We start from the raw sequence: 26,670 nt of genomic DNA on the forward strand, positions 1-26,670 counted from the left end.
TGTTTTGCGCTACCATCGACATCTTTTTTTATACCCATTTTGACTCATTAGGCACTCATGGCAGAAAACGACAAAACCGACGACTTACTCAATCAGACACCGCCGCACAATATCGATATTGAAAAGGCATTGCTCGCGTCTTTGATGAGTATCGAAGAGGCGTACGACAAGATTGCCGATATCGTCACCAAAGATGACTTTTATGCGGGGCGACATCAATATATTTTTGATGCGATTGCTCACCTTGCAGCCGTTAATGAGCCTTATGATACGGTCATGGTACACGACTGGTTAGAGGCGCAAAAGTTACTCAAAGGTGCAGGTGGGGACAGCTACTTAGCTGATATTTTGAGCCAAAGTCCGGCGACCTTGTTTAACCTGACTGCTTACGCTCAGCGCGTACGTGAGCTCTCAACGCTGCGTCAGCTCATTACCACGGGTAATGACATGCTAGCGCTGGCCTACAATCCAAAAGACCAAAGCGTTAGTGATATCTTGGACAATGTCGAAGGTAAGATATTTAGCATCAATGAGCAGCATAACAAACGCGCGGAACAGCGTGGCCCTGTCGGTATTACTTCGGTCTTAACCAATGTTATCGATCAGATTCAAGAGTTAAAATCCAACCCCGATGGCATGATTGGTTTACAAACGCCATTTGTCGAGCTGAATAATAAAACGCAAGGGCTACAATCAGGCGACTTGATTATCGTCGCCGCTCGTCCTTCTATGGGTAAAACCACTTTTGCAATGAACTTGGCAGAAGGGATTTTATTTAATGAAGATTTGCCTGTTGTGGTGTTTTCGATGGAGATGCCGGCAGAGTCTATTGTCATGCGTTTGCTGTCTTCATGGGGCGCGATTAACCAGACGCATCTACGTTCTGGGCAAATGAATGAAGATGAGTGGGCAAAGATGATGAACGCCATTCAGCATCTACAGTCTAAGCATTTATATATTGATGACAGTACCGCCTTGCCGCCATCCGAGATGCGCTCACGCTGTCGACGTATTGCCAAAAACCATGATGGGCGCTTGGGTGCTATCGTGGTCGATTATCTTCAGCTGATGAAAGTGCCGAGCCTAGATGGCAACCGTGTTGGCGAGATTTCTGAGATTTCGCGCAGTCTAAAGGCGCTCGCACGTGAGCTTGAATGTCCCGTGATTGCGTTGTCACAGCTTAATCGTAGTCTAGAAAACCGTCCAAATAAACGCCCAATTATGTCGGATCTACGTGAGTCTGGTGCAATTGAGCAGGATGCCGATTTGATTATGTTCATCTATCGTGATGAGGTTTATAATGAAAACTCAGACCACAAAGGTGTGGCGGAAATTATTATCGGCAAGCAGCGTAACGGCCCTATTGGTACCGTACGTTTGGGTTTTGAAGGTCAATTCACTCGCTTCATTAATCTAACGCCAGAATACTATCAAGGCGCCAGTTTTGAGAATGATGAGTAATCAGCGTTATAACATTTAAGTCTTAGTAAAATGTAAGCCCATACCGATTTTGGCTTACTCATAAGCTAGTAAGTAGCTTTAACCACATAGCCAGTATAGTATCAACTCCATTGATGCTGTACTGGCTTTATCACTTCATAATTCTACTCATAAAGAAGGCGATTATGCGCACCATTACCATAAAACCAAAAGCCATTACTCATAATCTCAATCAAGTAAAACAACGCGCACCGCAAGCAAAAGTCTTAGCGATGGTCAAATCCAATGCGTATGGGCATGGCGTGGCGGCGGTATTACCAGCCCTGCAGCAAGCAGATGGTATTGGGGTTGCGACTTTAACCGAAGCATTAGAAGCCAGACAATTAGGTTGGGAGAAAACCATTGGTCTAGTAGAAGGGGCATTTAGCGCTGATGAGTGGCAACAAGCCATTGATCATGATATTAGCTGCGTGATTCACCACGGACCACAGTTAGAATGGGCACTACAAAACTTCCCGCCAGCTGGTAGTGCAACTAATGTGGTTTGGCTAAAATATAATACAGGTATGAACCGTTTGGGTTTCAATGCTGAGGGTGTGCTATCAGCAGCCAAGCGTTTGCATGAAGCAGGTTATCAGCTGATCCTAGCCACCCATTTTGCCAATGCTGATGATCATGACCATCCATTAAATGCCATGCAGATTGAGCGCTTCTCAAGCGTACTTGCGACTTTGAAAGATACCATTAGCCTAGATATCAAAGGCTCATTATGCAACTCTGCTGGCATCGTCAACTTCCCAGAGTACCATTATGATTGGGTACGCCCAGGCATCATCTTATACGGTAGCTCGCCTGTCGTCGATAAAAGCGCACAAGAGTTAGACTTGCAGCCCGCGATGGAATTTAGTGCTCAAATTATGGCATTACAAACGGTCAGTGCCAATGATGCGATCGGCTATGGTAGCCGCTGGCGTGCGCAGCAAGACACCAGAACCGCTCTCGTGAGTGTGGGTTACGGAGACGGCTACCCGCGTGTAATAAGTGACGACGCTTATGTCACCGTCATCGATACTAACGACAATCAAAGCTACCGTTGTCCTGTGATTGGGCGTGTGGCAATGGATATGATCGTCATTGATGTCAGCAAAACGCCTGAAAGCCTTGCTTTGGATAGCAAAGTCATGCTCTGGGGCGATGCGCCGCGTGTCGATGAAGTGGCAGGTCATGCTGGAACGATTAGCTATGAGCTGTTATGTCGCCTCAGCATACGTCCAAACCGTACACAGGCATAATCATTAACGGCACAGGCATTAGCATACGAGTACTATGGCTTGCTAATGCGATTTCGGTCTATTTAGCAAGCCATTCGATCTTGATAAAATTGCACGTTTACATTGAAAGTAAATACGCTATACTAAAAGTTTGTTGTCAACCCAGTATACGCACTGACGCGATGATATTGAAGACTGATGACGTTTCACTGACTGCGATCGACTGCTAGGATTACTATGAGTTTGCGCCATTTTTTAACCTTATCTGATTTAACCAAACAAGAACTAGAAAACTTAATCAAACGCGCAAGCGAATTGCGTAAGATGCAACACGCAGGCGAGATATATCAGCCTTTCGTTGGTCGTACGCTTGGCATGATATTTGAAAAATCTTCAACGCGTACCCGTATCTCATTTGAGACCGGCATGGGTCAATTTGGTGGTAATGCTATATTTTTATCACCCAACGATACGCAGCTCGGTCGCGGTGAGCCATTAGAAGACTCAGCACGCGTGATCTCCAGCATGGTTGATATCATTATGATTCGTACCTTTGGGCACGAAAAAGTCGAGACCTTTGCTGAATACTCAAGCGTCCCTATTATCAATGCGTTGACCGATGAATACCATCCTTGTCAATTGCTTGCTGATATGCAGACTTATTATGAGCATCGCGGTAGCATCGAAAATAAGATCGTCACGTGGGTCGGTGACGGCAACAATATGTGCTCGTCATTTATGCAAGCCGCCAATCAGTTTGGTTTTGAATTACGCGTGGCAGCGCCTTATGGGTTCGAGCCTGATCCGAAACTTATGGAACGCTTCTCACATTGCGTGAGCTTGGTCGAAAACGTACAAGACGCAGCCAAAGATTCTAATTTGATTGTCACCGATGTATGGGCAAGTATGGGTCAAGAGTCCGAGCAAAATACGCGCGCACGTCGTTTTGCCCCTTATCAAGTGACGCCGTCTCTACTAGACAAAGCCGACCCTGAAGTGGTGTTTATGCACTGTCTGCCCGCCCATCGTGGTGAGGAGATCTCTCATGATATGCTAAATGATCCGCGCTCTGTTGTGTGGGATGAAGCCGAAAATCGTCTACATGCGCAAAAAGCCTTGATGGAGTTTTTGCTAAAAGACAAAATCAAACTACCTGCCTAACTTACCGTGTAAAAAACAGTAAGATAAGTTATTAGTCCGTTCATAAATAAAAAAGCCGTTCAGATTTGGACGGCTTTTTATCTGTAAAAATGGCTTGAGACTGTATTCTTGAGACTGTATTAGCGCGTAAGCGTTGTTACGCCATCTGCACTGGCTTTTAATAGCACATCCGCTTGGTTTGCCGCAAAGATACCATTACAGACCACACCCACGATATTATTCAGCTCTTTTTCAAGCGCGATTGGATTACTCACATCCAAGTCATAAGTATCTAGAATAACGTTGCCGTAATCAGTGACAAAGTCTTCACGATAGACAGGCTCACCGCCCAATTTTGCTAATTGACGCGCGACATAAGAGCGTGCTTGTGGTAATACTTCAATTGGCACTGGAAACGCGCGACCTAAGATCTCAACGCTTTTGCTCTCATCAACCATACACACAAACTTTTTGGAAGCAGCCGCGACGATCTTTTCGCGAGTCAATGCACCGCCGCCGCCTTTGATAAGTTGCAAGTGCTCATTGACCTCATCAGCACCATCGATATAAACATCAAGCGTACCAGCAAAGTTTAGATCAACAATTTCGATACCAAGCGCACGCAGTTTGTCTTCAGTCACCTGTGAGCTGGCAACCGCACCAGCAAGCTTCAATTGTGGCAACAACTCAATCAAACAGTTGACCGTACTACCCGTCCCTACCCCAAGTATCATATCATCTTCGATATAGCTTAGGGCAGCGCGGGCGGCGGCTTGCTTTTGTGCTTGCTGATCACTCATCATAAATCCTTGGAAAATAAACGTATGGTCTTAAAAAAAGTAAAAGGCTAAAACAAATAAAATGCGTGGCTATTATAACCGATGATATTGATCGATGTTAGCGCAATCACAATTCTAATTCGGTAGTCATATAATACTTATCTCACAACGTTCTTCACCACACGCTTTCACTTTATATTCATTCAGGCATAAAATCCCAAGAAAACTGCAATTGAGTCTTGCAAGATACTCAAAATCAGCATAGGCTAATCTATTTCATTTTTATATTCATTCTGTTTAGGGATTACTATGCTGTCACACTGGGTACGAGCCATACTACAAGCCACCGTCTATGACGTTGCGATTCAAACACCACTTGAAACGGCGCCCAAGCTGACCCAACGTTTTGCCAATGACATTCGTTTTAAACGTGAAGACTTACAACCTGTCAAATCTTTTAAGTTACGAGGTGCCTACAACCGTATCAGTCAGCTAAGCGATGAGCAAAAAGCGCGCGGCGTTATCTGCGCCTCAGCAGGCAACCATGCTCAAGGCGTGGCTTACTCTGCGCGCAAACTGTCACTAAACAACATCATCGTTATGCCAACGACTACGCCTGATATTAAGGTAGAAGCCGTCAGAGCGCTTGGTGGCAATGTCGATCTGCATGGCGATAGTTTTGATCAAGCAAACCGCTATGCAATAGATCGTGCTGAGCGCGAGGGCCTGACCTTTATACCGCCTTATGATGATGAATTGGTGATTGCTGGGCAAGGAACCATCGCGCTTGAGTTGACCCAACAGTGGCGTAACATGGATTATGTGTTTGTTGCCGTTGGTGGTGGCGGTCTCATCTCAGGTGTCGCCGCATTTTTGGGAGAAGTGGCACCGCATGTCAAAGTGATCGCGGTAGAAGCGGAACAATCAGCTTGCCTAAAAGCCGCACTTGAAACGGGTGAACGTGTCAAACTTGAGCAAGTCGGACTGTTCGTCGATGGCGTGGCAGTCGCGCAAATTGGTGAACTGCCTTTTGACGTCGTGCGTACTCAGAAAAGTGACAATTCAGGCCCTATCGTGGAGCCTAACGTCGTCACCTGTAGCAACGATGAAGTCTGCGCAGCAGTCAAAGATGTGTTTGAGGAGAGCCGCAGTATCGTAGAGCCTGCAGGTGCGTTGGCAGTTGCTGGTATGAAAAAATATATCACAGCGAACAATATTCAAGGCAAAAACTGCGCGGCCATCATTTGCGGCGCTAATATGAATTTTGACCGTCTGCGTTATATTGCTGAGCGCACTGAGATTGGCGAGAAAAAAGAAGCTATCTTTGGGGTTACTATACCAGAACAAACTGGCGCTTTCTTGAACTTCTGCCGCAGTCTGCACGGTCGTAATATTACTGAGTTTAACTACCGTGCCGATAGCAAAAAGTCACCAGACTCAATGGAGCCTGCCTCAATCTTTGTCGGTATTGCATTAAAAGAAGGTGAAAAAGAGCGTCAAACTATTAGTACTCAATTGGCAAATGATGGCTATACCGCTCACGATCTGACTGACGATGATATCGCCAAGTCACATATCCGTCATTTGATTGGTGGTCACGCTAAGGTCGAAAACGAGCAGTTACTACAAGTGATATTCCCAGAGCGTCCGGGCGCCCTGCTGACTTTCTTAGAAAAATTGGGCGATGACTTTAATATCACTTTATTCCATTACCGCAACCATGGTGCCGCTGAAGGCCGTGTACTGGTTGGTCTACAAGCCTCAGAAAGCAACTCTCGTCAGCTACAAGACGCCTTACTAGACATCGGCTATGACTGCACGACGGTCAATGACAATATTGGCTATCAGTTATTTTTGAAATAATGACTTAACGGGATATATTTAGACCTTATTATAAAAGCGACTTGTCATATGATGGGTCGCTTTTTACTTTCTATAATCTGCTACAGACGGCGACGAACACAAAACCTTATTTGTAAATACCAAATATGCCCTCATATTATTTGATATAAAAACAAATACAGATTGAGCTTTATGAAAAAAAATACTGATGATAACACCCAAGGTTTGGTCAAAATTCGTCTCGATAAATGGTTATGGGCCGCTCGGTTTTACCGCACACGCACCCTTGCCAAGCAAGCCATTGAAAGCGGACGTGTGCATTATGGTGGCAGCCGCGTCAAGACCAGTAAAGAGATTTCAGTCGGCGATGAGCTAACCATTCGTCAAGGCTCAGCGACCGCCATGACTGAAAAGACTGTCATTGTTGAGGCGCTATCTGCACAGCGGGGCAATGCGACCGCCGCTGAGGTGCTATACTCAGAGACCAAAGAGAGCGAAACGCGGCGTGCTTATTATGCTGAACAGCGCAAACTGGCCAACCTTGCTCGTCCTGATGATAAGCCCAACAAAAAAGAGCGCCGTGACTTACAGCGCTTTAAAAATAAACAAGATTGATATGGTCAAAGAATCAGGGGCACGTGACGCTATTGTCTAGTCTCTGTCCTTGCCATTCAAGCGATTAAGCATTACGCTAGTCGTTGGTTCAATCGATTGCATGCTAATAAAAGCCGCATTAACAGTGCTGGTTTCTTATAGCATGTTTTTTTGTTATAGAAGGTCATATTATGCTGATGAAAGCCTGTACTCCCTCGTCTGTATTATTGGTTTGTTTAGGAAACATCTGCCGCTCCCCTACCGCTGAGGAAGTTTTCCGTCAGCAAGCGGCGATTGCTGGACTCTCAATAAAGATAGACTCAGCAGGTACCAGTGATTCACATGTCGGCGACAAACCTGACCCACGTTCGCAGCGCCATGCGAAATCACATGGCTACAAAATTAATAAATTGGTTGCACGCCAAGTCAGCGCCGATGACTTCCGTGATTTTGATTTGATCTTAGCCATGGATTCACAGAATTTGGCTGACCTACAAGCCATTAAAGACGACATGGCAGAGTCAGAAGAGGACTTGGCAAAGCTGGCCCTATTTAGTGAAGAAGACCCTACCTATTGCGGCAGTGATGTGCCAGATCCATATAAAGGCGATAACGATGATTTCGAAGAGGTGATCGAGCGCATCGAATCAAGCGCCCAAGCTTGGATCGAAAGCTGGAAGGCTTGCTAGCTATAAATTCTATATTTCTGCTACTCTTGCATCCGGTATCCTCTATAATATGGTTAATCCTCTATAAAAGAGCTGCAGCGTTAACCGTGCTTGAAGTAACACAGTTACGTCTGTACTCAACTGCCTTGTATCTCTTTTAAATTGAATCAACTATAGCTACCTTATTATTTATTATCCTTTTGCCCCATAGGCTATGTTATGACCCAAGCTGCACGCCTTGATCTCGACGCTCAGACCATGACTATAAATGACTCATCAGCGACTCTGTTAGTCAGTAATTCAGTCGATTTGGCACATAGCAATACGATGGCACTGTCGTGTGTCGCTGACTCTGTAGTGACGTTGACCAATGAGGCACAGCTTGATGACTTTATGGCAACCTATGCAGAGGATGTAGAGCATCAGCTGTCATTATTTGTCTTATCTGGCGGTAGCAATGTTTTATTACCAGCAGCGTTAAATGCAGTGGTATTGCAACCCAAAATGCGCGGTATTCATTTGACTGCACAAACCGACGATTATGTTGATATCGAAGTAATGGCGGGCGAAAACTGGCATGATCTAGTCGTACATACAGTCAATCAAGGCTGGTATGGGTTAGAAAACCTTGCGCTCATACCTGGCCTAACTGGTGCAGCGCCAGTACAAAATATTGGTGCGTACGGTGTGCAATTAGAAGACTGCTTACAATATGTACGCGCCTATCATTTACCGACACAAACTTGGCACCATTTATCAGCGGCCGACTGTCAATTTGACTATCGTGATAGTATCTTTAAACGCACGCCAAATACATGGCTGATCAGCCGCGTGGCTTTTAGACTGCATACAGATCCCACCCATATTTTAGCCAGCTATGGAGATGTACAGACTGTGGCGCAGCGCTATGCGGAACAACAAGAGCGCGAGCAAGCCAATCCTCATGACGTTATGCAAGCCATTATAGATATTAGACAACAAAAGCTACCAGACCCAAAACAGCTACCTAACTGTGGCAGTTTTTTTCAAAATCCTATTATTGGTCAAGATCAATTTACGGCGCTGCAAACAACTTATCCAGCTATCGTTGGTTATCCGATGCCTGACGCGATGGTAAAAGTTGCCGCAGGTTGGCTCATCGAGCAAGCAGGATTAAAAGGGGGCGGCATCGCACCTATCATGACTCATAAACATCAGGCGCTGGTACTGACCAATCATACTCCTTATCAAGCAACTCAAGAAGATGTGGAAACAGCACAGCGCTATATCGCCAACATCGTCTATGAGAAATTTGCAATTCAGCTATCACGTGAGCCAGTTTGGGTGAATGCTGATGGCTCAATTGGATATCCTGAGCATGTGGTCTAAACAATCATGGTCTAAACGCTTATGGCGAAACTATTTGCGTTCAGCCGAACGAATGGTGAAGCTATTCCGTATCATCAATATTACCTTTGTATTAGGCTCGACGTCTGTTATTTTAGTCCTAATCAGTTTGTTCACACCGCTATTTTCACAAGCCGTTGTCTATATATTTGCGCTTCTTCCTTTACCAAAAATGCCTTCTGCTGCTATGAGCTCTCCGCCGACTGCTTACGTGGTATTAGGCGGTGGTCTAACTAATGATAATAACAATCAAATCATCCTCAATCGCTATAGCCTGAATCGTGTCCGTACCGCGGCTGGGGCCTATCACGATCTTCCCTTACCTATTGTACTAAGCGGCGCTGAAGCCCCTTGGCTAGGTCAATGGCTCATTGAGCATGGTATCGATGGGCTGATAAGCGAAAATGCCAGTATGAATACGTGCGAAAACGCCCGTTTTACAGCCAAGCGTATTCCGCTTCATCACGTTTACCTTATTACTGATAGTTATCATATGGCACGTGCGCGCAGACAGTTTGCCTTGAATGGTATTAATAGCACACCGCTTAGCGCACCATTGCCAGTGAGACGCGACTGGATGAAACCTGCGCAAAACCTAAGTCATTCACGGCGGGCTGTTTATGAAATCGCCGCCTATCTACGGGATGTGATACGTCCGCAAATGAACTGTCGTCACGCCGATGATGTGACTTCACAGCAGCTCCTAACACCGCGAGGCAGTGCCAAAAAAGCATCTGATGAATAGGTTTTTATACTAAACGCGCAGCTAATATCGTCATATGATGCTACGCCTCATTCTAATCGCTACAGATCATCCACTGCATTTGCGATGGGTGTATAATAATAAAAGACACTGCTATTGAAGAGAGTTACCATGCTCAGTATATTTTTATTAATCCCATTAAGTCTCATGCTATTTGTGGTTGCCATCTGGGCGGTGCGTTATGCGGTAAAATCAAACCAGTTCGAAGATTTGGACAATGCATCACAGCGTATCATATTGGATGATCGTCAAGAGCGCAGGCAAACCATGCAGGCTCATGAGCGCGCGGTGCAGTCTCAGCCTTCTGCTGATACCGAGCCGTCAGATGATAACGTTGATAAAGATGCGCTCGTTCGTACTGATGTAGAGAAAAACACAAAAATCTAACCTTTATTCTTCTCTCTTTTCATCGTGTAATGATGAGCTTTCGTTAGATAATAATCGTGTCTATAGATACGGCCTTTATGACTTTTAGGAGATGCATCCATGACCATGGCTTTACTTGCTGCGGCATTACTGATGGGGTTTTTTGGCTCGCCGCATTGTTTGGGTATGTGTGGCGGTCTTGTGACGGCATTTGGTCTGTCTATGAAAGATGTCAGTCCTACTAAACGCCGCGCGCTGGTGGCCACCTATCATCTTGGCCGTCTGAGCAGTTATGCACTGTTAGGTCTGCTGGCAGGATTTATCGGTACGACGGTGTTAGAGCCACTCATGAAAGGCAATAGCTTGCCACGTATTTTACTGGGCGCAGTGTTGGTCTTTGTGGGTGTGACCATGCTTGGCGCACCTTTTTTGAATAAGCTCGAGCGTTTTGGTATGCGCTTTTGGCAATACCTCAGCCCGCTACGCCAAAAGGTCTTTCCCCTAAACACCTTTCCACGTGCATTGACAGCTGGTTTGCTTTGGGGCTTTTTGCCTTGCGGTTTGGTATATGGCGCCCTACTCATCGCGGTGGTGGCTCACAACCCATTAAGCGGTGCAGCGTTGATGTTTGTTTTTGGTCTTGGCACGGTGCCGATGTTAGTTGCAACGCACGAGACAGTCGGCTGGTTACGTGACAAGATTGGTCGTTTTCGCTTAAGGCAGTTAAATGGTGCGGTGATGGTACTCTCAGGTTTGGCAGTTGCTGTCGTTCCTATGGTCATGGCAAACATGCATGGCGGGCATGGTGGTGGACACGCACAGATGGATCATAGTAGCCACTCTGCTATGATGTCTGAGACAGATGCTCATAATATAGATCAGATGAATCACGATATGACGCCAGCTATGGATCATGATATGCAAGACATGGATAATCATATGGATCATAGCATGCATGATATGGGTGATGACGCCACCTCCATGCATCATGGTCAATAATTTCTAACACATAACTCGAGTACTGCGCGGACTTTACCAAGCGTACAAAAACCCCTTAATATCAAAAATGATATTAAGGGGTTTATTGGTTAAGTGTTACCTATTTATAGCAATTATTCCTGCCACTGCTCAAGCGTAAACTTGGTTTCTAAATGCTTCTCTAATGCTGGTATATTAAATGCGTCATCTTCACTGACAAAGCTAATGCTAATGCCTGTTTGCCCAGCGCGGCCCGTACGACCAATACGGTGGACATAATCATCTGGTTGATCGGGCAAGGTATAGTTAACGACATGACTGATATCATCAACATGGATACCGCGCCCTGCAACATCTGTCGCCACCAAGATAGACGTGTGACCATCCTTGAAGCGCTGCAAGTATTTCTCACGTTTTTGCTGAATTACATCACCTGAGAGCATGACAATCTTATGCGCTTGACGCAGTTTATGATAGAGACGCTTGACTTGATCTTTGCGATTGGCGAATACAATGACCTTTTCAACGGCCTCCTCACTAATAATACGCTGAAGGGCTTCGAGTTTTTGATCTTCTGTCAGTAAGTAAAAGTGCTGATCAACCAATTCGCTGGTCTTGTGTTCTGGCTCGATTTCCACAAACTGCGGCTCATGCAACCAGCGATACGCCAAATTCATCACATCTTGGTTAAAAGTAGCAGAAAACAGTAAGCTTTGACGGTCTGTATTGGCGGGCATACGCCCCACAAGGCGCTTGATATCAGGGATAAAACCCATGTCCAGCATACGGTCTGCTTCATCAAGCACCAGCACCTCTACTCGATCTAAATACACCATGCCTTTATTGGCAAGATCAATTAGACGGCCAGGCGTCGCCACCAAAATATCAACGTATTGGCGCTCAAGCTCATGCTGCTGGGTTTCGTAATTGGTCCCACCCATAATACAGACACTGTGTAATGAGGTGTATTTGGTCAGTGCAATGCAGTCCTCAAATATCTGTTGAGCCAGCTCGCGAGTTGGCGCCATAATCACGGCACGCGGCTCACCTAGATAACGCGTTTCATCATGCGTAAAAGGACGTTTGAGTAACGCTTCCATGATTGTCAATAAAAACGTTGCTGTTTTACCCGTTCCCGTTTGCGCCTGTCCGATGGCATCTTGACTTGCTAGTGTATGCGGTAGTATTTTCGCCTGAATCGGCGTGAGTTCCGTGAATCCCAAATCACTCACTGCCCGCAGGGTCGCGGTTGAAAGTGGCAAATCAGTAAACGTTGTAAAATTACTCAAAAAAATATCCTTTTAAATTAGTTGCTTGTATTTTATCAATCACAAATCAGCTCACAATAAAATTTTATACTGACATAAGCGTGACCAATAGTAGTCGCAACATTATATCTATAGATGGCCGCTAGACATACGGGTACAAAAAAAGCCAAGCCCAATACCTGACCTACCAAATATGCTGTTGTTCACTCAACATGGGTAAGACAATACGGGCTTGACTCAGTAGTATATCAGTAGTTCATACAGACATTATAACTAAACTGCTTTAATGTCTGGATAGATTACTCTTCTAACTTTCTGACTTCTTCAGCTTGTAGGCCTTTTTCACCTTCTACTACGCTGAACTCAACTTTTTCGCCATCTTTTAAAGAACGATAGCCATCACCCTGAATCGCGCGGAAATGGACAAAAATATCTTCTCCGCTGTCACGTTGAATGAAACCAAAGCCTTTTGAGTCATTAAACCACTTAACGATACCTTGCTCACGAGCTGACATAATATTACTTCCTAAAAAAGTTCGCTTAGCCCCAAATTCCTTTGCAACATTGCATATAAACGGGATCTAAGATGATGAAATCAAAAACTTAAGAGTACTAATCTAGTCACAGTCATCTTTAAAACGCTTATATAAAAGAAAGCCAATCTTGCAAACTATCTCTCATATCAATGACAGTAACAAACTTGCAATACTTATTGCATAAAAAATATCATAGCACGGGTTTTTAGCAACATAAAGACTTTTAACACGCTTTTTAAGGCATGGGTGAGTTTTTCCTGTAATTTTTTTATAACCCAGCCTACAAGCTGCTATTATAAAGGGATACGCTGGATCAGCGTGTGCAACCTATTTGTCATGCATACCTTATTCATTATAATAAATCATTCACATATTTAAACAGCGATAGAGATTACTATGACGTCCTCTTCTCCATCTACAGCAGCAGAAAATCCTGCTGACCAACACATCGATCAGACCCTCAATCACAAACTGCTATTGGTGAATGGCGTCAACCTGAACTTATTGGGTAAGCGTGAGCCTGAAATTTATGGCCATATGACGCTGGTAGATATCGAAAAACGCTTGGTCGAACGAGCCGCTCAGCACAGCATTGAATTAATTTGTGTACAGTCAAACCATGAAGGCGATCTAGTAGATAAGATTCAATATTATGGTTTATTAGCAGAAAAATCTGCCCAAGCTGATGCCGTTATTATCAATCCTGCTGCCTTTACCCATACCTCAGTTGCCCTACGCGATGCGTTACTAGCGACACAGAAGCCTTTTATAGAGGTCCATTTATCCAATGTCCATGCACGTGAGCCTTTCAGGCATCATTCCTATTTGAGCGATGTCGCAGTCGGTGTCATCTGTGGTTTGGGTCATATGGGTTATGAGATGGCACTAGACTACTGGCTAAGCAATATTTATTCAGTCAATACAAGCACTTAAGGTGTTTTCTAATTTTATAGATTACTAGCTTTGTTAATAAAGTAAAACTTCTTATTTTTCACACATTAGTTAAACAGTAATTGTTTGATGAAAATAATAGAATTATGACTGAGCAAAACAATCCACTATATGGTGATATGAATGGCAAAAACGTCCGGAAAGCGCTTTATGAAACTCGCTGGCATGACAGCAAGCATCGCCGGCAAAGCCGCTAAAAACTCGTTTAAGCATCTCTCGAGTGACGAAGAAAAGCGCCTACAAGCTCGCTCAGACTTGATGCAAGACGTGGGTATCCAGATTGCCGAGACGTTGGGTGAGATGAAAGGTGCGGTGATGAAAGTCGGACAAATTGCCTCACAGTACAAAGACGTGTTCCCGCCTGAGGTCGCAACTGCCCTAGAAAAACTCCAAAAAGATGCACCGCCCATGCCTTATGCGCAAATACGTGCACAAGTTGAGCGTGAGCTTAAAGCACCGATGGCAGAGCTGTTCAGTGAGTTTGACGAGACGCCATTTGCCGCAGCATCTATTGGGCAAGTCCATAAAGCTGTGCTACCTTCTGGACAAAGGGTCGTGGTCAAAGTCCAGTATCCTGATGTCGATGAAAACTGTGATAGCGACCTCAAACAGGTGCGCATGGCGCTAAAAATTGCAGGTGTGCTCAATATGAGTAAGCAGTTGCAAGAGCAGTTATTTAATGAGATTCGACAGAGTCTACACGACGAGTTGGACTATACCAAAGAGGCGCACAATCTGCGTGTATTTGGTGCCTTTCATGCTGATGATGAAGGTCTCATTATCCCAAAAGTCATTAGCAGCCACTCTTCTAGACGGATTTTGACACTGACTGAGGAGATAGGAGAGACATTGACCGTCGCTGCAACATGGGACAATGCCATTAAGCAAAAAATAGCAAAGCGCTTGTTTCATTTTACCGCAGGACAACTATTTAGTCTGTACCGTATGCATTGTGATCCGCATCCAGGCAACTTTGCTTTTCGGCAGGATGGTAGTGTTGTGGCGTATGACTTCGGCGGTATCCGTAGTTACAGTGATAGCGAGGTCCAACTATTCCGTCGTTTTGCCAAGCATGCTATCAAAGGCGATGTGACCGCGCTTGAGCAAGACCTTGTCGCCTTAGATATTCGCCGTGATGATGATAAAAACATCCCTGGCGAGTTTTATGAAAAATGGCTATCTATTGGTCTAAAACCACTATCTATCCGCCCATACCAAGAAGGGCCATTTGATTTTGGTAGCAGTCAAATACACCATGAGGTGATTGCCCAAATGCGCACTTCATTAAAATACTTCGGTCAGTTTCAGCCCTCTGCCACCACCATGATGTTAGACCGTACCGTATCTGGACAGTACTGGAATCTGGTCAATCTTGGCGTTGAGACTGACCTCTCGCCGCTCGTTGATGAGTACATTGACGTATAATAAGCGATCAATTGGCAATAACAGTCAAACCTGTCATTAAATGTGGAGCGCGTGCCCGCAGCGATCGCAAAAGTCTGCGCCCACTGCATGACCGAATTTACCACAGTTCGGACAAGTGACAGGATTAAGCTGCGGACGCATATTACGAGCCAGCTCAGAGGTAAAAATACCTGTCGGTACAGCGATAATCGAATAACCTGTGATCATAACCATGGTTGCAATTGCTTGGCCTAACGGCGTCTTGGGCGACATATCACCATAGCCAACTGTCGTCATCGTGACGACCGCCCAATAGATAGACAATGGAATACTAGTAAACCCGTTCTCAGGCCCCTCTACTACGTAAATGATTGAACCAAAGATGGTTACCAATAGCACAAGCGACAAGAAGAAAACGGTAATTTTCTGCTGACTGGTTTTGAGTGCAGAAGCCAAAAAACCTGCTTGTTGCATATAGGCTTTAAGTTTTAGGACACGGAATACACGTAAGATACGTAGCACTCGTATGACAAGTAGATACTGCACACCTACAAATAGTAAGCTGAGATAGCTTGGCAAAACAGACAACAAATCCACTATGCCAAAAAAACTAAACGCATAGCGCAAGCGATTGGGTGCTGAAAACAACCTTAGTGCATACTCAATGGTAAATAGAATCGTAAAAAACCACTCTGCATAAAAAAACAACGTGCCATATTGCAAGCGCATGTACAACACACTATCAAGCATGACGACAGCCACACTGGTCAAAATCGCAATCAATAATACAATATCAAAGAGCTTACCCAAACGGGTATCTGTACCTTCAATAATAATATGCGTACGGTTACGCAAGTGTGTTAGGGCTTCAGCAGTTGGTCGCTTCATAGAATCAGTAACTTTATAAAATCAATGGCTTGATAGCGTTCCATGACTTAAAATGTGATGGATAAGGGCAAGTTGGTCAAAATAGTTAAAACTGGTTTATAATATTGCTCACTTATCACAGTGAATACAATCTATAATTTGCCACAGTGTAGCAAAAAAGCACTCTCAACAACATACAAATCGTTAACGTGCAAGTAGCGCTATTACCTGATATAGACAAAATAATGATAGTATAAAACAAGGTGATCAGACATCGAAGGCTGTAATTCATCGCCTTCTTGCACATAAAAAATAATACGTAAACCTTAAGGATGTTATATGGCAGGCCATTCAAAATGGGCAAATATTAAACACCGTAAAGCCCGTCAGGATGCAGTAAAAGGTAAAATATTTACCAAAATTATTCGTGAAATCGTCTCAGCTGCCAAACAAGGCGACCCCGACCCTGACAAAAACCCGCGCTTACGTGCTGTTATCGAAAAAGCGCTATCAGTCAACATGACTCGCGACACGATCAACCGTGCTGTCGACCGTGGTACAGGCGGCGGTGATAATGAAAAAATGGAAGAAGTCAGTTACGAAGGCTACGGTGTCGGCGGTGTAGCGGTACTGGTCGAAACCATGACTGATAACCTCAATCGTACGGTCAGTGAAGTCCGTCACGCCTTTACCAAATGTGATGGCAATCTTGGTACTTCAGGTTCAGTGGCTTATCTGTTTACCAAACGCGGCGAGATCACTTTTAATGATGTAAGCCTAGAAGATGAAGTCATGATGGTGGCACTAGATGCGGGCGCCGTTGATATCGAAAACGATGGTGAAAGCTTGCTTGTCATCACTGAGTGGGAAACTTTCGGTCAAGTTCAAGACGCGCTTAACGCTGCTGGTCTTGTCTCTGATAATGCTGAAGTCACCATGTCACCATCTACCACGGCTGAAATCGACAATGTAGAAGATGCTGAAAAGATCCTAAAGATGATCGATATGTTAGAAGATGCGGATGATGTGCAAGAAGTTTATACTAACGTGAACTTCTCTGCTGACGTCATGGCACAGCTTGAGGGATAGCCAGCTTAATAACTAAATACTGGCAAGAACACCCCCAGAAAAAGCACCAATCAATTGTCGGTTTGGTGCTTTTTTCTGCTCACTCACTCACTCACTAGTTGAAGCGTTATATTTATCTTTACGTTCTACACCTAACCCCTTCAAGCGCCAGCAGATATTCCTTCTTATCTAATCCACCTGTATAACCGCCAAGCTTACCGTCGCTCGCAATCACTCGATGACAAGGCACAATGATACTAAAAGGATTTTTGCCATTAGCCTGTGCAACCGCGCGGAACCCCTTCGGGCTATTAACACGCTGCGCGAGGGTGGCATAGCTGATGGTTTCGCCATAGCCAATCTCTTGCAGCGCGCGCCATACGCTTTGTTGAAACTCAGTACCCATAGAAAAATCTAAGGGCAAGTCCAATGTCTTGCGTTTACCAGCAGCATAATCTTTGAGTTGGAAAATCGTTTCTATCAGTAAAGCTTGAGTAGGCTCTTTCATGCTTAGGCTATTGCTGTCTATAAAGGTAAAGTCTTCATCTGTCAGGCCATAATATTTTTTAAGCTTGGGGACAGATTTTGAGCTGTGCCAAGTATTACCGGGCAGCAGCCAGTTGGCTTCAACGAGCACAGGCTGGTCATGCTCATCGAGACGGGCAATGAGCGTTAATCGATACGATCCAAAAGATGCTTCGGTCACTATCATGGCTTTGATTTCCAAATTATTTTAAAGATTGTTTAGCCGTTACAAATAGCGGTTCTACTCTTTGTCATCTGTCTCAAACAAAGCGGCGACAAACTGTTTCGGACTAAAGGCGCGCAAGTCATCAATCGACTCACCCACACCAATATAGCGGATAGGCACGTCTGTCGTTTCGGCAATGTTAAACACCACGCCACCTTTTGCCGTACCATCTAGCTTCGTAATGGTGATACCTGTCAATGGTACAATCTTGTTAAATAGCTCAACTTGGTTAATGGCATTTTGACCCGTGCCAGCATCGAGTACGATCATACCTTCATGCGGAGCGCTTGGATCAGCTTTACGCATCACGCGCACCACTTTCTCTAACTCTGCCATCAAATGTGTCTTGTTTTGTAGACGGCCAGCGGTATCTGCTATGAGTACGTCGATATTTTTTGCTTTGGCAGATTGCATCGCATCAAAAATGACAGAAGCACTATCAGAGCCATGACCTTGTGCCACCACTGGGATATGATTACGCTCGCCCCAAATCTGTAGCTGCTCGGTGGCAGCCGCGCGAAAAGTATCCCCTGCCGCTAGCATGACTGATTTACCCTCACCTTGTAAGCGCTTGGCGAGCTTACCGATGGTTGTGGTTTTGCCAACACCATTGACACCCACAACTAAGATAACAAATGGTTTTTTGCTGGTATCGATCACCAGCGGCTCAACCTTAGGCGTTAGGATATCAACCAGCTCACTTTGCAAGGCTTTATAGAGTGAGTGAGCATAAATCAAGTCACCACGGGCAGTCTGCTCGGTCAGGTTCTTGATGATACGGTTGGTTGCATTAACGCCGATATCAGCAACCAATAACTGATCTTCGACCTCTTCTAACAGCTCGTCATCGATCTCTTTACCACCGATAAGTATGCTGACCATCCCTTCGGCCAAATTTTTACGTGACTTACTCAGCCCCGTCTTCATACGGTTAAACCAGCTGCCTTTTTTCTTATTGTCTTGTGGCTCTGCAGCAGGCTCTTGTGGCGTGGCTGCTTGGGTATTGCTGCTAGCGACTGGACTTACCCTTGGTGTATCCCCAAGTTGCTCTTGTAATGGCATGGCAGGAATGGTTGTCGCAGTGCTAGGTTTGCTCGTAGTGCCTGTCTCTTTAGCACTTGAAAAGCTCTCAGAGGCACCTTTAGGGACGTTATGCTCTTCTGTCATAACAATTGGCGTGGCCAAAGCAATATTTTCTGCTGCCTGATTGTTTGAGACATCTGGATTTGCCGTATTATCCCTTTGTAGCGCAGCACGCTCTGTTTCATCAATGATTGGCACCGATTGCACCGGTAGACTGGGTAAGGTAATATCATCGTCATCTAAATCATCGAGACCATCATCAAGATTGATGACCACACGGTTGCTATTGTTTGGGTTATTCATAAGTTTGCCCTAAAAGTTATCGCTATTAATTATTTGTTTATTGTAAATGGATTTTTAGATTGTCATAAGCTTGCCAGCTATATGACCATGGACTTTAGCCTATTTTAGCATAATTCAAGTCGCGCTTAGCCCTTACCATAGTAGACTGTCGTCAAAAATTATCTGCTCAAAAAATCACATAATGATTTGAGAGAGTTTTGCTTAAGGTTTGGACACAAAATTCTGACTTGTTCCTTGCAAGACTTCGCCTACTCTACCAAGACTCATCTAAAAATTCTTATTAGGAAACGCTTATGTCATCACTCTCTAAACACTATAAAAGCATTGCCAATATCAGTGTGGCGATTTTGCTAACGACAACTGTATTATCTGTGGCAGGTTGCAATACGACGCAAGATATTAGACCGACCGCTAGTGTCATGGTTGGCACACAGACATCACTGTGATGCATTGTATTGCTATGATTACGTCCATCACTTCAGTCATTATTTTATATAAGTAGACCATACCATGCCATTGTCTTCAACGCTCACTACTACGCCATTACGTATCGCCTGTGCTCTAACGGTGGCAACATTATTTTCTGCCTGTCAAACCACCGCATTACCTTCTAGCACGACTACCACTACAAAAAATACGGTCACGACAGATGGGTCATCTCAAAGCGCATTTAGTAAAAATAAAACAACTGATGAGGCAAAGCCCTCTGCTTTGACAATGGATATGTCAGGTCGACATGAATACCAGTTAGAAAATGGCCTAAAAGTGGTCATAAAAGAAGACCACCGTGCACCCGTCGCCATGACCCAGATTTGGTATCGGGTGGGCTCGGCAGATGAGCCGCTGGATAAAGGCGGCATCTCTCACTTACTTGAGCATATGATGTTTAAAGGCACTCCTGATGTTTCAAGTGATGATTACGAGCGGTTGATTGCCAAGTTTGGCGGGGTTAACAATGCTTTTACCAGCTATGATTATACGGGCTACTACGAGCTATTTCCTGCCAATCGTATGCCGTTGGCGTTAGAGCTTGAAGCAGATCGAATGAAAAACCTCACCTTCAATGACAAAGAGTTTACCAAAGAGCACCAAGTCGTCATGGAAGAGCGACGTCAGCGTACTGATGACAATCCCCTTGCCAAAGCTTACGAATTATTTCGTTTGCTAGCATTGCCTAACAGTCCAAAGGGTGAATCTGTCATTGGGCCCATGAGTGAGCTAGAATCCATCAAACTCTCGGATCTAAAAGACTGGTACAAGACATGGTATGCACCCAATAATGCTACTTTAGTCATCGTCGGCGATGTGCAACCACAAGAAGTACTCACTCAAGTCAAACGCTATTTTGGTGAGCTGGCGCCAAGCAACGTACCTAAGCGTAACGCTGTCACTCAAAAAGGCTTTCGTGGTTATCAAAAAGTAGACTCTGAGCAAGCGGTGCAAGTGCCCGTCCTACTTATGGGTTACAACGTACCTAGCCTAGTGACAGCAGGCGCAAACAATGAAAAACAGGCTTACGCCCTCTCGCTTGCTCAAGACGTACTCGATGGCGGTCTATCTGCACGCTTGGAGAGTCGATTGATACGTGAGCAAGGTCTACTGACCACGGTTGGTACTTCTTACGATTTGTTAGATCGCGGCGATGGGCTATTTATGATTCAAGCGACACCACGTGAAGGTGTCAGTTTAGAGCAAGCGCAACAAGCCATAATATCAGAGATAGAAAAACTCAAAACCGATCCCATTGCTGCCGATGAAATCAGTCGCGCCAAGACCAATGCCGTCACTGGCCTAGTATATGCACAAGATAGCATGGAAGGACAAGCACGTATGATCGGCTCACTACAGTCTATCGGGCTAGATGACAGATTACTTGCTAAGTTACCAACCAAACTAGATGGTATCAGTGTCGCTGACATTCAGGCTGCCAGTAAGAAGTATTTGGTTAAGGACAACTTAACGGTGATGCATATTGTGCCCCCGAAAGAGAACACTACCAAAGCACAATAAATACTGCCTGTTATCAGAACGTTTCATAAAAGCGACGATATAACCGTATTCTTAATAAGAAGAACATCATGATTCAGAATAAATATGACTCTCAAGCAACACACAAATCTTTGAGTAATGCCTTGCCCTCTACATCATCTAATCTCTCATTAAAAAAGCTATCATACCTTAGTACCAGCATAGTTTTTGCATTGAGTATATTGGCTAATACTGCCCAAGCCGACACTACAGGCGCTGAAGATTACCGAGCCCCTACTGCTGTTGATGCAAGTGCGCCGATTGCAGCTTTATCTAAACTTACCAGTATCGATGATGCCAAATCTTTAAAAGTCACAGTGCCAACGATTCAAGAGTTTAAGACCAAAGCTGGTGTTCCTGTCATGTTCGTTCAGACCACAGCCTTACCGATCGTCGATGTGGACTTACGTTTCAACGCTGGTAGTGCCCGTGATGGCAGCATCAGTAAAGACGGTTTTGGCATCGCCAACATGACCGCAACGATGCTTGAGCAGGGTTCCAAAAGCTTAGATGAAGATGCGTTCACGCGTGCTGTTGAAACACTAGGCATCAATCTAGGCAGTAGTGCCTATAAGGATATGTTCATTGTTTCGCTACGCAGCTTATCAGACGATAAACACCTTTTACCAGCTGTTGATTTGATGACGCAAATGGTGAGTGAGCCTACGTTTAATGACGAGGTATTAGCACGTAACAAGTCACGATTACTCGTTGGCTTACAGCAGCAAAAACAAGACCCTGGCAGTCTTGCCAGTATTGCCTTTGATAAGGCTTTATACGGCAGTCATCCTTACGCTCATCCCTCAGTCGGTACGCTAGAGAGCGTGCCAACTATCCAGAAGCAACAGCTGATAGACTTTAAAAATCGGTATTTAGTGGCGGCAAATGCCTCTATCGCTATGACAGGCAATCTGACCTTGGTACAGGCGAAAAAGCTGGCTGAAGATATCACGATTAAACTATCTGCTGGTCAAGCTGCCGCTGATTTACCTGAGCCTAAACCTCTCACTAAATCACAGCACATTCATATCCCCTTCCCAAGTACCCAAACTACCGTATTGATGGGGCAATTAGGCAGTAAACGTGCAACCAATCCAACAGCCCAGCAGCAGCAAACCAATTTTGCGGTTGGTAACGAGGTAATGGCAGGTGGTGACTTTAATGCCCGTTTGATGACTGAGATTAGACAAAATCTCGGGTACACCTACGGTATTTCAGGATCAATGAATCCGATGCTAGCACGCGGGCCTTATCAGATTGGCTTTTCGACACGTAATGACAAAGCACGTGCGGCAATCGATGCAAGCTTAGCGGTTATCGATGACACGTTAGAAAAAGGAGTCACTCAGGACGAGATACGCCTGACCAAAGACAATCTCAAAAATAGCTTCCCGATGGGTTTTGCAAGTAACGCAGGGATCAATGGGTTGTTAGGAATGATGAATTTCTATCAATTGCCAAACACTTACTTGGCCGATTATGTCAACCGTATTGATCAAGTCACGCTGTCAGGGGTCAACAAAACGCTGCGCGATACCTTAAATCCGGATAACTTTTTAATCGTGACAGTTGGGCAAGACGATCCTTGGAAGGGGATAGAAGCTACGACAAAAACGACCAAATAACAAGAGGGAAATAAGCTAGGTTAAATTCACTCAGTTAGATAACAAATAGCGTGAGTGATGAGCGATTCAGTATGCCCGACTCATCACTCATGTGTTTATTATCTTGTGACTGACTTGTGCTATCAAAAAAGACTACGAATACTCTTTATCAGAGTTATCAGAAATGGTCATTACGATGTCGTAATTGAGGTTTTGAGGCTTATAGGTGGCACCATTATAGCTCAGTCGAATGATATGCTTGTCGTAAGACATGACCTTATAACCACCATTAGCAAAGTTATGTAGCGCGGGGACTATAAGTAAGGCCTCGATTTGGCGATTGTTGGTGGCGACTGAAATATGCTGACCCTCTCGAGGATATAGAAAATAGTCACAATAATCGTTTACCATTACTTCTGCAACGCGCTCAATAACCTGACTACCCTGTTCTTCTATCAACTTTGGGCATACATCAGCGCGCTCTGAGGCCAAACGAGCATAAGAGTTTCTAATACTGTCTTCAATGTTTTCAGAATTTTGTGCGATGCTATCACGTGTTAGCGCAGCTTTATCTGTCACCAGCGAGCTGTTTTCAGGATAGGGTTCTGGACTGCAGGCACTCACCAATAATATGGAAAATGATGCCATTCCTATTAATGTGGTGTAAATATATTTTGAGCGAAAAAAACGTTGTTTCCTTTCATTCGATTTACTGCATCTTGCAACTGCTGAATGCTGCTTTGTCATAAATCCCGCTTATATTAACCATAATCTTCTTCTTTGAAGAGTGATAAGGATATAAAGATAGTAAATGAAAATATTCATATTAGAACATAAATATTAAATTCCAAACAATTTTTTGGTGAACTTGCGCGTCTAGCCAGCTCATCCTATTAATCATTTAGCTGTAAAATTTATAAGCGATATTATACTGTTTCTCGTTTTTTTATTGTCACTAATTTGAGTGTGCGCTTGCTTATGACGCGTTAACCCTTAGCTATCTAATAGCGACAATAAGAGCTACTACTGGTATGGTTAAAACCCCATTTACGATAACCATCGGTATCTAGATGAATCGCACCTGTGGCATATAAACCCAAGCCAAAGTTGTAAGACTGTCCTTGATATTGCCAAAACTGGCACAGGCCATCCTGCATCGTACTAAGCCGCCATAGGTTGTCTTCGTACTCTGGCACCCAAATATCCATGGCACTTGCATTCATATGCTTGCTACTGCCAGCACCGCCAGCACAGTCGTTCAGCCCAGGGCTACGATACACCGAGCGTATCTCAGTACTTAAAGGCAAAATGCCTTGATTTTTTAGCTCACTATAGAGGTGTAGTGTTGGCACGATATTGGCCCACAACTCTCGCGGTGGCAGCTGATAAGGCTCATAACCGCATTTGTCCCAGCTGCGCGCGGTGGTAAGTAGCTGAGACAGTGGTGGTACATTTTGTGCACCCACACGTGCGCTCAAATAGCGCTGATATTCGGCTACTTGCCTAGCACGGTAACTGTTACTGTTGAGCCATGCATTAAAGTCCATGCTCGTAAGATCGTTATTAGCACTATTATAGGTGTTATTCGTTGTGCTGTAGCTGTTATTACGGTAAGTTGTATTATAAGTCGGTCTTCGTTGATTCACATTGACGCGTTTGTTTTCCTCGATAGACAGACTGGCATCAATTTCAAAATCACGCTGCTTTTGTGCAATCAAGCTTTGCATACTATCGCCATTTGATGCATTTGCGCCACTTAACATAGTGACACTAGGGCGCTGACTAGAGACATTGTTAGAAGGCGATATATAAGCATTGCTAGTGTCGCCACTGCCTTGACGCACTTCGATACGGCGTTCACTACTATCAGTTATAATAGCGGCATGAACACTGATGCTACTCATACAAACAACCAGTGCAAGAATAGGCTTCTGGATTTGTCCATAGTTATGGTTTTTTGATTTTATCATTGCAGGAATCTACCGCTAAAAACGTTTTATCGATACTATCAAATTTTCAGCAAGCAGGCTAAACTATCGCCTCTAATCTGAGGCAGGATATTCGTAATTAACACTTATCCTTATCACTTTTATAATTACGTGACTTTATTGCCTAGATGTTAAGTATCTGCTTGTTTTTTTGTCCGTGGGCTTCTATTAGAATAGAGACCATCAAATACTCATCACATATTTTATATAAGACAGCTTAGATAACCTCTCCCTTTTACTCCAACTGCTAGCCAAATTTTGCCTATGTCTTCTAACCCGCAATACCGTTTTTCACGTCAGAGCCATCACTTAGGCCAAGGTCATGCACCGACGATCTGGCAACGTATTCACATCGATCCGTGGTTGACCTTGCTTTTGTTAACGGTTTGCTGCATTGGCCTGACGATTTTATATAGTGCTGCCAGTCAAGACATTGGCATGGTCATACGTCAGATGGTAAGTTACGGTGTGGCATTCACCGTAATGTTTGCGATGGCACAAATACCGCCAAGCCTTTACCGTACCTTTACGCCTGTGTTTTATGTATTGGGTCTTATATTATTGGTATTGGTTGATATCATTGGTGAAGTGCGTATGGGTGCTCAGCGCTGGATCAACTTACCTGGGTTTGGTAGTGTGCAGCCGTCTGAGTTTATGAAGCTTGGGATGCCGATGATGTGTGCTTGGTTTTTGTCCAAGCGTGATCTTCCGCCATCACCGACCAGTATTGCCATCACTCTGGCATTGATTATCGTTCCTGTATTGCTGATTGCAAAAGAGCCTGATCTTGGCACTTCGCTTTTAGTCGCTGCTAGTGGCATTTTTGTGCTGTTCTTGGCGGGCCTATCTTGGCGTCTGATTTCTGCTGCTGTGGTTTTAGCGATACCTTTTATTGCGTTTGCTTGGAACTTTTTGTTGCATGATTATCAGCGTACGCGCGTCCTAACCTTACTCAATCCTGAAGCCGATGTACAAGGTGCTGGGTGGAATATTATCCAATCAAAGACAGCCATTGGGTCAGGCGGGCTCACTGGCAAAGGGTATTTAGAAGGCACACAGTCGCATCTGCATTTTTTACCAGAAGGTCATACTGACTTTATTATTGCAGCTTTTTCTGAAGAATTTGGTTTACTAGGTGTCATGCTGCTGATGTTTATTTACTTTTGCCTTTTGTCGCGTGCCTTGTATATCGCTTTCACCCATCCTGACATTTATAGCAGGCTGCTTGCGGGCGCTATTGCCATGTCTTTCTTCGTTTATATATTCGTCAATGTCGGTATGGTTGGCGGTATTTTACCTGTTGTTGGCGTACCCCTTCCTTTCATCAGCTATGGTGGTACCGCTATCGTGACTTTGATGGCAGGTTTTGGCTTATTGATGTCGATTCACACTCACAAATCTGGTTAAAAACACTGATAAACAATACCTTATATATAAAACATTAGTAAATTATCATTGAAATATGACAAACACACATCATTTATATCTCTCAAAAACACTGAGCATAAAATAAAGCACTCTCGCATGACTAATGACAACAAAGTTTAGATTAAATCAAAGTATCAGCGATTTTGCTACTATTAATATTTTGT

General features: G+C 44.4%; 25 protein-coding genes. 17 read left to right on the top strand and 8 right to left on the bottom strand.

Annotated elements, in window-relative coordinates:
* Window positions 1–57: 57 nt before the first annotated feature.
* From dnaB to argF, 3 genes are all read left to right on the top strand, one after another.
* On the top strand, window positions 58–1,461 hold the full coding sequence (gene dnaB, locus CUR83_RS07625; RefSeq protein WP_284719392.1) for a replicative DNA helicase: 1,404 nt from the start codon (window positions 58–60) through the stop codon (window positions 1,459–1,461).
* Between the two features lie 164 nt (window positions 1,462–1,625).
* Window positions 1,626–2,732, top strand: a complete 1,107-nt coding sequence (gene alr / locus CUR83_RS07630) for an alanine racemase (protein WP_071001654.1) — start codon at window positions 1,626–1,628, stop codon at window positions 2,730–2,732.
* Between the two features lie 216 nt (window positions 2,733–2,948).
* Window positions 2,949–3,872 carry an ornithine carbamoyltransferase gene (argF, locus tag CUR83_RS07635; protein ID WP_071001655.1) on the top strand — a complete coding sequence of 308 codons (924 nt, stop codon included), beginning with the start codon at window positions 2,949–2,951 and terminating at the stop codon, window positions 3,870–3,872.
* Window positions 3,873–3,991: 119 nt separating this feature from the next.
* On the opposite strand, the gene rpiA is transcribed toward argF, so the two are convergent.
* Window positions 3,992–4,651 (bottom strand): ribose-5-phosphate isomerase RpiA, encoded by a 660-nt coding sequence (gene rpiA, locus CUR83_RS07640; RefSeq protein ID WP_071001657.1) that lies wholly within the window; start codon window positions 4,649–4,651, stop codon window positions 3,992–3,994.
* A 288-nt stretch (window positions 4,652–4,939) separates the two neighbouring features.
* Between rpiA and ilvA the strand changes: the two genes are divergently transcribed.
* From ilvA to CUR83_RS07675, 7 genes are all read left to right on the top strand, one after another.
* Entirely contained in the window at window positions 4,940–6,493 is a 1,554-nt protein-coding gene (gene ilvA / locus CUR83_RS07645) for a threonine ammonia-lyase, biosynthetic (RefSeq protein WP_071001658.1), read from the top strand.
* Between the two features lie 171 nt (window positions 6,494–6,664).
* Window positions 6,665–7,087, top strand: coding sequence for an RNA-binding S4 domain-containing protein (locus CUR83_RS07650; protein WP_284719393.1), 423 nt, complete (start codon window positions 6,665–6,667; stop codon window positions 7,085–7,087).
* A 170-nt stretch (window positions 7,088–7,257) separates the two neighbouring features.
* A complete protein-coding gene (locus tag CUR83_RS07655; RefSeq protein WP_083328818.1) occupies window positions 7,258–7,755 on the top strand; it encodes a low molecular weight protein-tyrosine-phosphatase in 498 nt (165 codons plus the stop codon).
* 237 nt (window positions 7,756–7,992) lie between these two features.
* A complete protein-coding gene (gene murB, locus CUR83_RS07660) occupies window positions 7,993–9,102 on the top strand; it encodes a UDP-N-acetylmuramate dehydrogenase (protein ID WP_071003614.1) in 1,110 nt (369 codons plus the stop codon).
* Window positions 9,092–9,865 carry a YdcF family protein gene (locus CUR83_RS07665; RefSeq protein ID WP_071001661.1) on the top strand — a complete coding sequence of 258 codons (774 nt, stop codon included), beginning with the start codon at window positions 9,092–9,094 and terminating at the stop codon, window positions 9,863–9,865. Before murB ends, CUR83_RS07665 begins: the two co-directional genes overlap by 11 nt.
* Window positions 9,866–9,994: 129 nt before the next feature.
* Complete coding sequence (gene ccoS, locus CUR83_RS07670) at window positions 9,995–10,270, top strand: cbb3-type cytochrome oxidase assembly protein CcoS (protein WP_058024050.1); 276 nt, start codon at window positions 9,995–9,997, stop codon at window positions 10,268–10,270.
* A gap of 99 nt (window positions 10,271–10,369) precedes the next feature.
* The gene (locus CUR83_RS07675; RefSeq protein WP_093070024.1) at window positions 10,370–11,248 is read left to right on the top strand and encodes a sulfite exporter TauE/SafE family protein; all 879 of its coding nucleotides are present in this window, start codon (window positions 10,370–10,372) and stop codon (window positions 11,246–11,248) included.
* Window positions 11,249–11,361: 113 nt separating this feature from the next.
* Here CUR83_RS07675 and CUR83_RS07680 read toward each other — a convergent pair whose 3' ends face one another.
* Window positions 11,362–12,516, bottom strand: a complete 1,155-nt coding sequence (locus tag CUR83_RS07680; protein ID WP_093070021.1) for a DEAD/DEAH box helicase — start codon at window positions 12,514–12,516, stop codon at window positions 11,362–11,364.
* A 278-nt stretch (window positions 12,517–12,794) separates the two neighbouring features.
* Window positions 12,795–13,010, bottom strand: coding sequence for a cold-shock protein (locus CUR83_RS07685; RefSeq protein ID WP_058024053.1), 216 nt, complete (start codon window positions 13,008–13,010; stop codon window positions 12,795–12,797).
* A 417-nt stretch (window positions 13,011–13,427) separates the two neighbouring features.
* Between CUR83_RS07685 and aroQ the strand changes: the two genes are divergently transcribed.
* Window positions 13,428–13,964, top strand: a complete 537-nt coding sequence (gene aroQ / locus CUR83_RS07690; protein ID WP_093070019.1) for a type II 3-dehydroquinate dehydratase — start codon at window positions 13,428–13,430, stop codon at window positions 13,962–13,964.
* 141 nt (window positions 13,965–14,105) lie between these two features.
* The gene (locus CUR83_RS07695; RefSeq protein ID WP_093070016.1) at window positions 14,106–15,407 is read left to right on the top strand and encodes an ABC1 kinase family protein; all 1,302 of its coding nucleotides are present in this window, start codon (window positions 14,106–14,108) and stop codon (window positions 15,405–15,407) included.
* 36 nt (window positions 15,408–15,443) lie between these two features.
* On the opposite strand, the gene CUR83_RS07700 is transcribed toward CUR83_RS07695, so the two are convergent.
* A complete protein-coding gene (locus CUR83_RS07700; protein ID WP_093070013.1) occupies window positions 15,444–16,274 on the bottom strand; it encodes an ion transporter in 831 nt (276 codons plus the stop codon).
* A gap of 318 nt (window positions 16,275–16,592) precedes the next feature.
* On the opposite strand from CUR83_RS07700, the gene CUR83_RS07705 reads away from it, so the two are divergent.
* Window positions 16,593–17,342 carry a YebC/PmpR family DNA-binding transcriptional regulator gene (locus CUR83_RS07705; RefSeq protein WP_093070005.1) on the top strand — a complete coding sequence of 250 codons (750 nt, stop codon included), beginning with the start codon at window positions 16,593–16,595 and terminating at the stop codon, window positions 17,340–17,342.
* 118 nt (window positions 17,343–17,460) lie between these two features.
* On the opposite strand, the gene CUR83_RS07710 is transcribed toward CUR83_RS07705, so the two are convergent.
* The gene (locus tag CUR83_RS07710; protein WP_093069992.1) at window positions 17,461–18,033 is read right to left on the bottom strand and encodes a methylated-DNA--[protein]-cysteine S-methyltransferase; all 573 of its coding nucleotides are present in this window, start codon (window positions 18,031–18,033) and stop codon (window positions 17,461–17,463) included.
* Between the two features lie 54 nt (window positions 18,034–18,087).
* A complete protein-coding gene (gene ftsY / locus CUR83_RS07715; protein ID WP_228724683.1) occupies window positions 18,088–18,999 on the bottom strand; it encodes a signal recognition particle-docking protein FtsY in 912 nt (303 codons plus the stop codon).
* A 752-nt stretch (window positions 19,000–19,751) separates the two neighbouring features.
* Between ftsY and CUR83_RS07720 the strand changes: the two genes are divergently transcribed.
* From CUR83_RS07720 to CUR83_RS07730, 3 genes are all read left to right on the top strand, one after another.
* The gene (locus CUR83_RS07720; RefSeq protein WP_186474399.1) at window positions 19,752–19,904 is read left to right on the top strand and encodes a hypothetical protein; all 153 of its coding nucleotides are present in this window, start codon (window positions 19,752–19,754) and stop codon (window positions 19,902–19,904) included.
* 64 nt (window positions 19,905–19,968) lie between these two features.
* Window positions 19,969–21,468 (top strand): M16 family metallopeptidase, encoded by a 1,500-nt coding sequence (locus tag CUR83_RS07725; RefSeq protein ID WP_252962459.1) that lies wholly within the window; start codon window positions 19,969–19,971, stop codon window positions 21,466–21,468.
* A 68-nt stretch (window positions 21,469–21,536) separates the two neighbouring features.
* Complete coding sequence (locus CUR83_RS07730) at window positions 21,537–23,111, top strand: M16 family metallopeptidase (RefSeq protein WP_284719394.1); 1,575 nt, start codon at window positions 21,537–21,539, stop codon at window positions 23,109–23,111.
* A gap of 132 nt (window positions 23,112–23,243) precedes the next feature.
* Here the strand turns inward: CUR83_RS07730 and CUR83_RS07735 are convergent, their stop codons facing one another.
* Both CUR83_RS07735 and CUR83_RS07740 read right to left on the bottom strand, forming a co-directional pair.
* Window positions 23,244–23,837, bottom strand: coding sequence for a hypothetical protein (locus CUR83_RS07735; RefSeq protein ID WP_143007420.1), 594 nt, complete (start codon window positions 23,835–23,837; stop codon window positions 23,244–23,246).
* A 254-nt stretch (window positions 23,838–24,091) separates the two neighbouring features.
* Window positions 24,092–24,994: a D-Ala-D-Ala carboxypeptidase family metallohydrolase gene (locus CUR83_RS07740; RefSeq protein WP_284719395.1), complete on the bottom strand. Its 903-nt coding sequence runs from the start codon at window positions 24,992–24,994 to the stop codon at window positions 24,092–24,094.
* 348 nt (window positions 24,995–25,342) lie between these two features.
* On the opposite strand from CUR83_RS07740, the gene rodA reads away from it, so the two are divergent.
* Window positions 25,343–26,485, top strand: a complete 1,143-nt coding sequence (gene rodA, locus CUR83_RS07745) for a rod shape-determining protein RodA (RefSeq protein WP_284719396.1) — start codon at window positions 25,343–25,345, stop codon at window positions 26,483–26,485.
* Window positions 26,486–26,670 lie beyond the last annotated feature (185 nt).

This window comes from Psychrobacter pocilloporae (genome assembly GCF_029872915.1).
GTDB lineage: Bacteria > Pseudomonadota > Gammaproteobacteria > Pseudomonadales > Moraxellaceae > Psychrobacter > Psychrobacter pacificensis.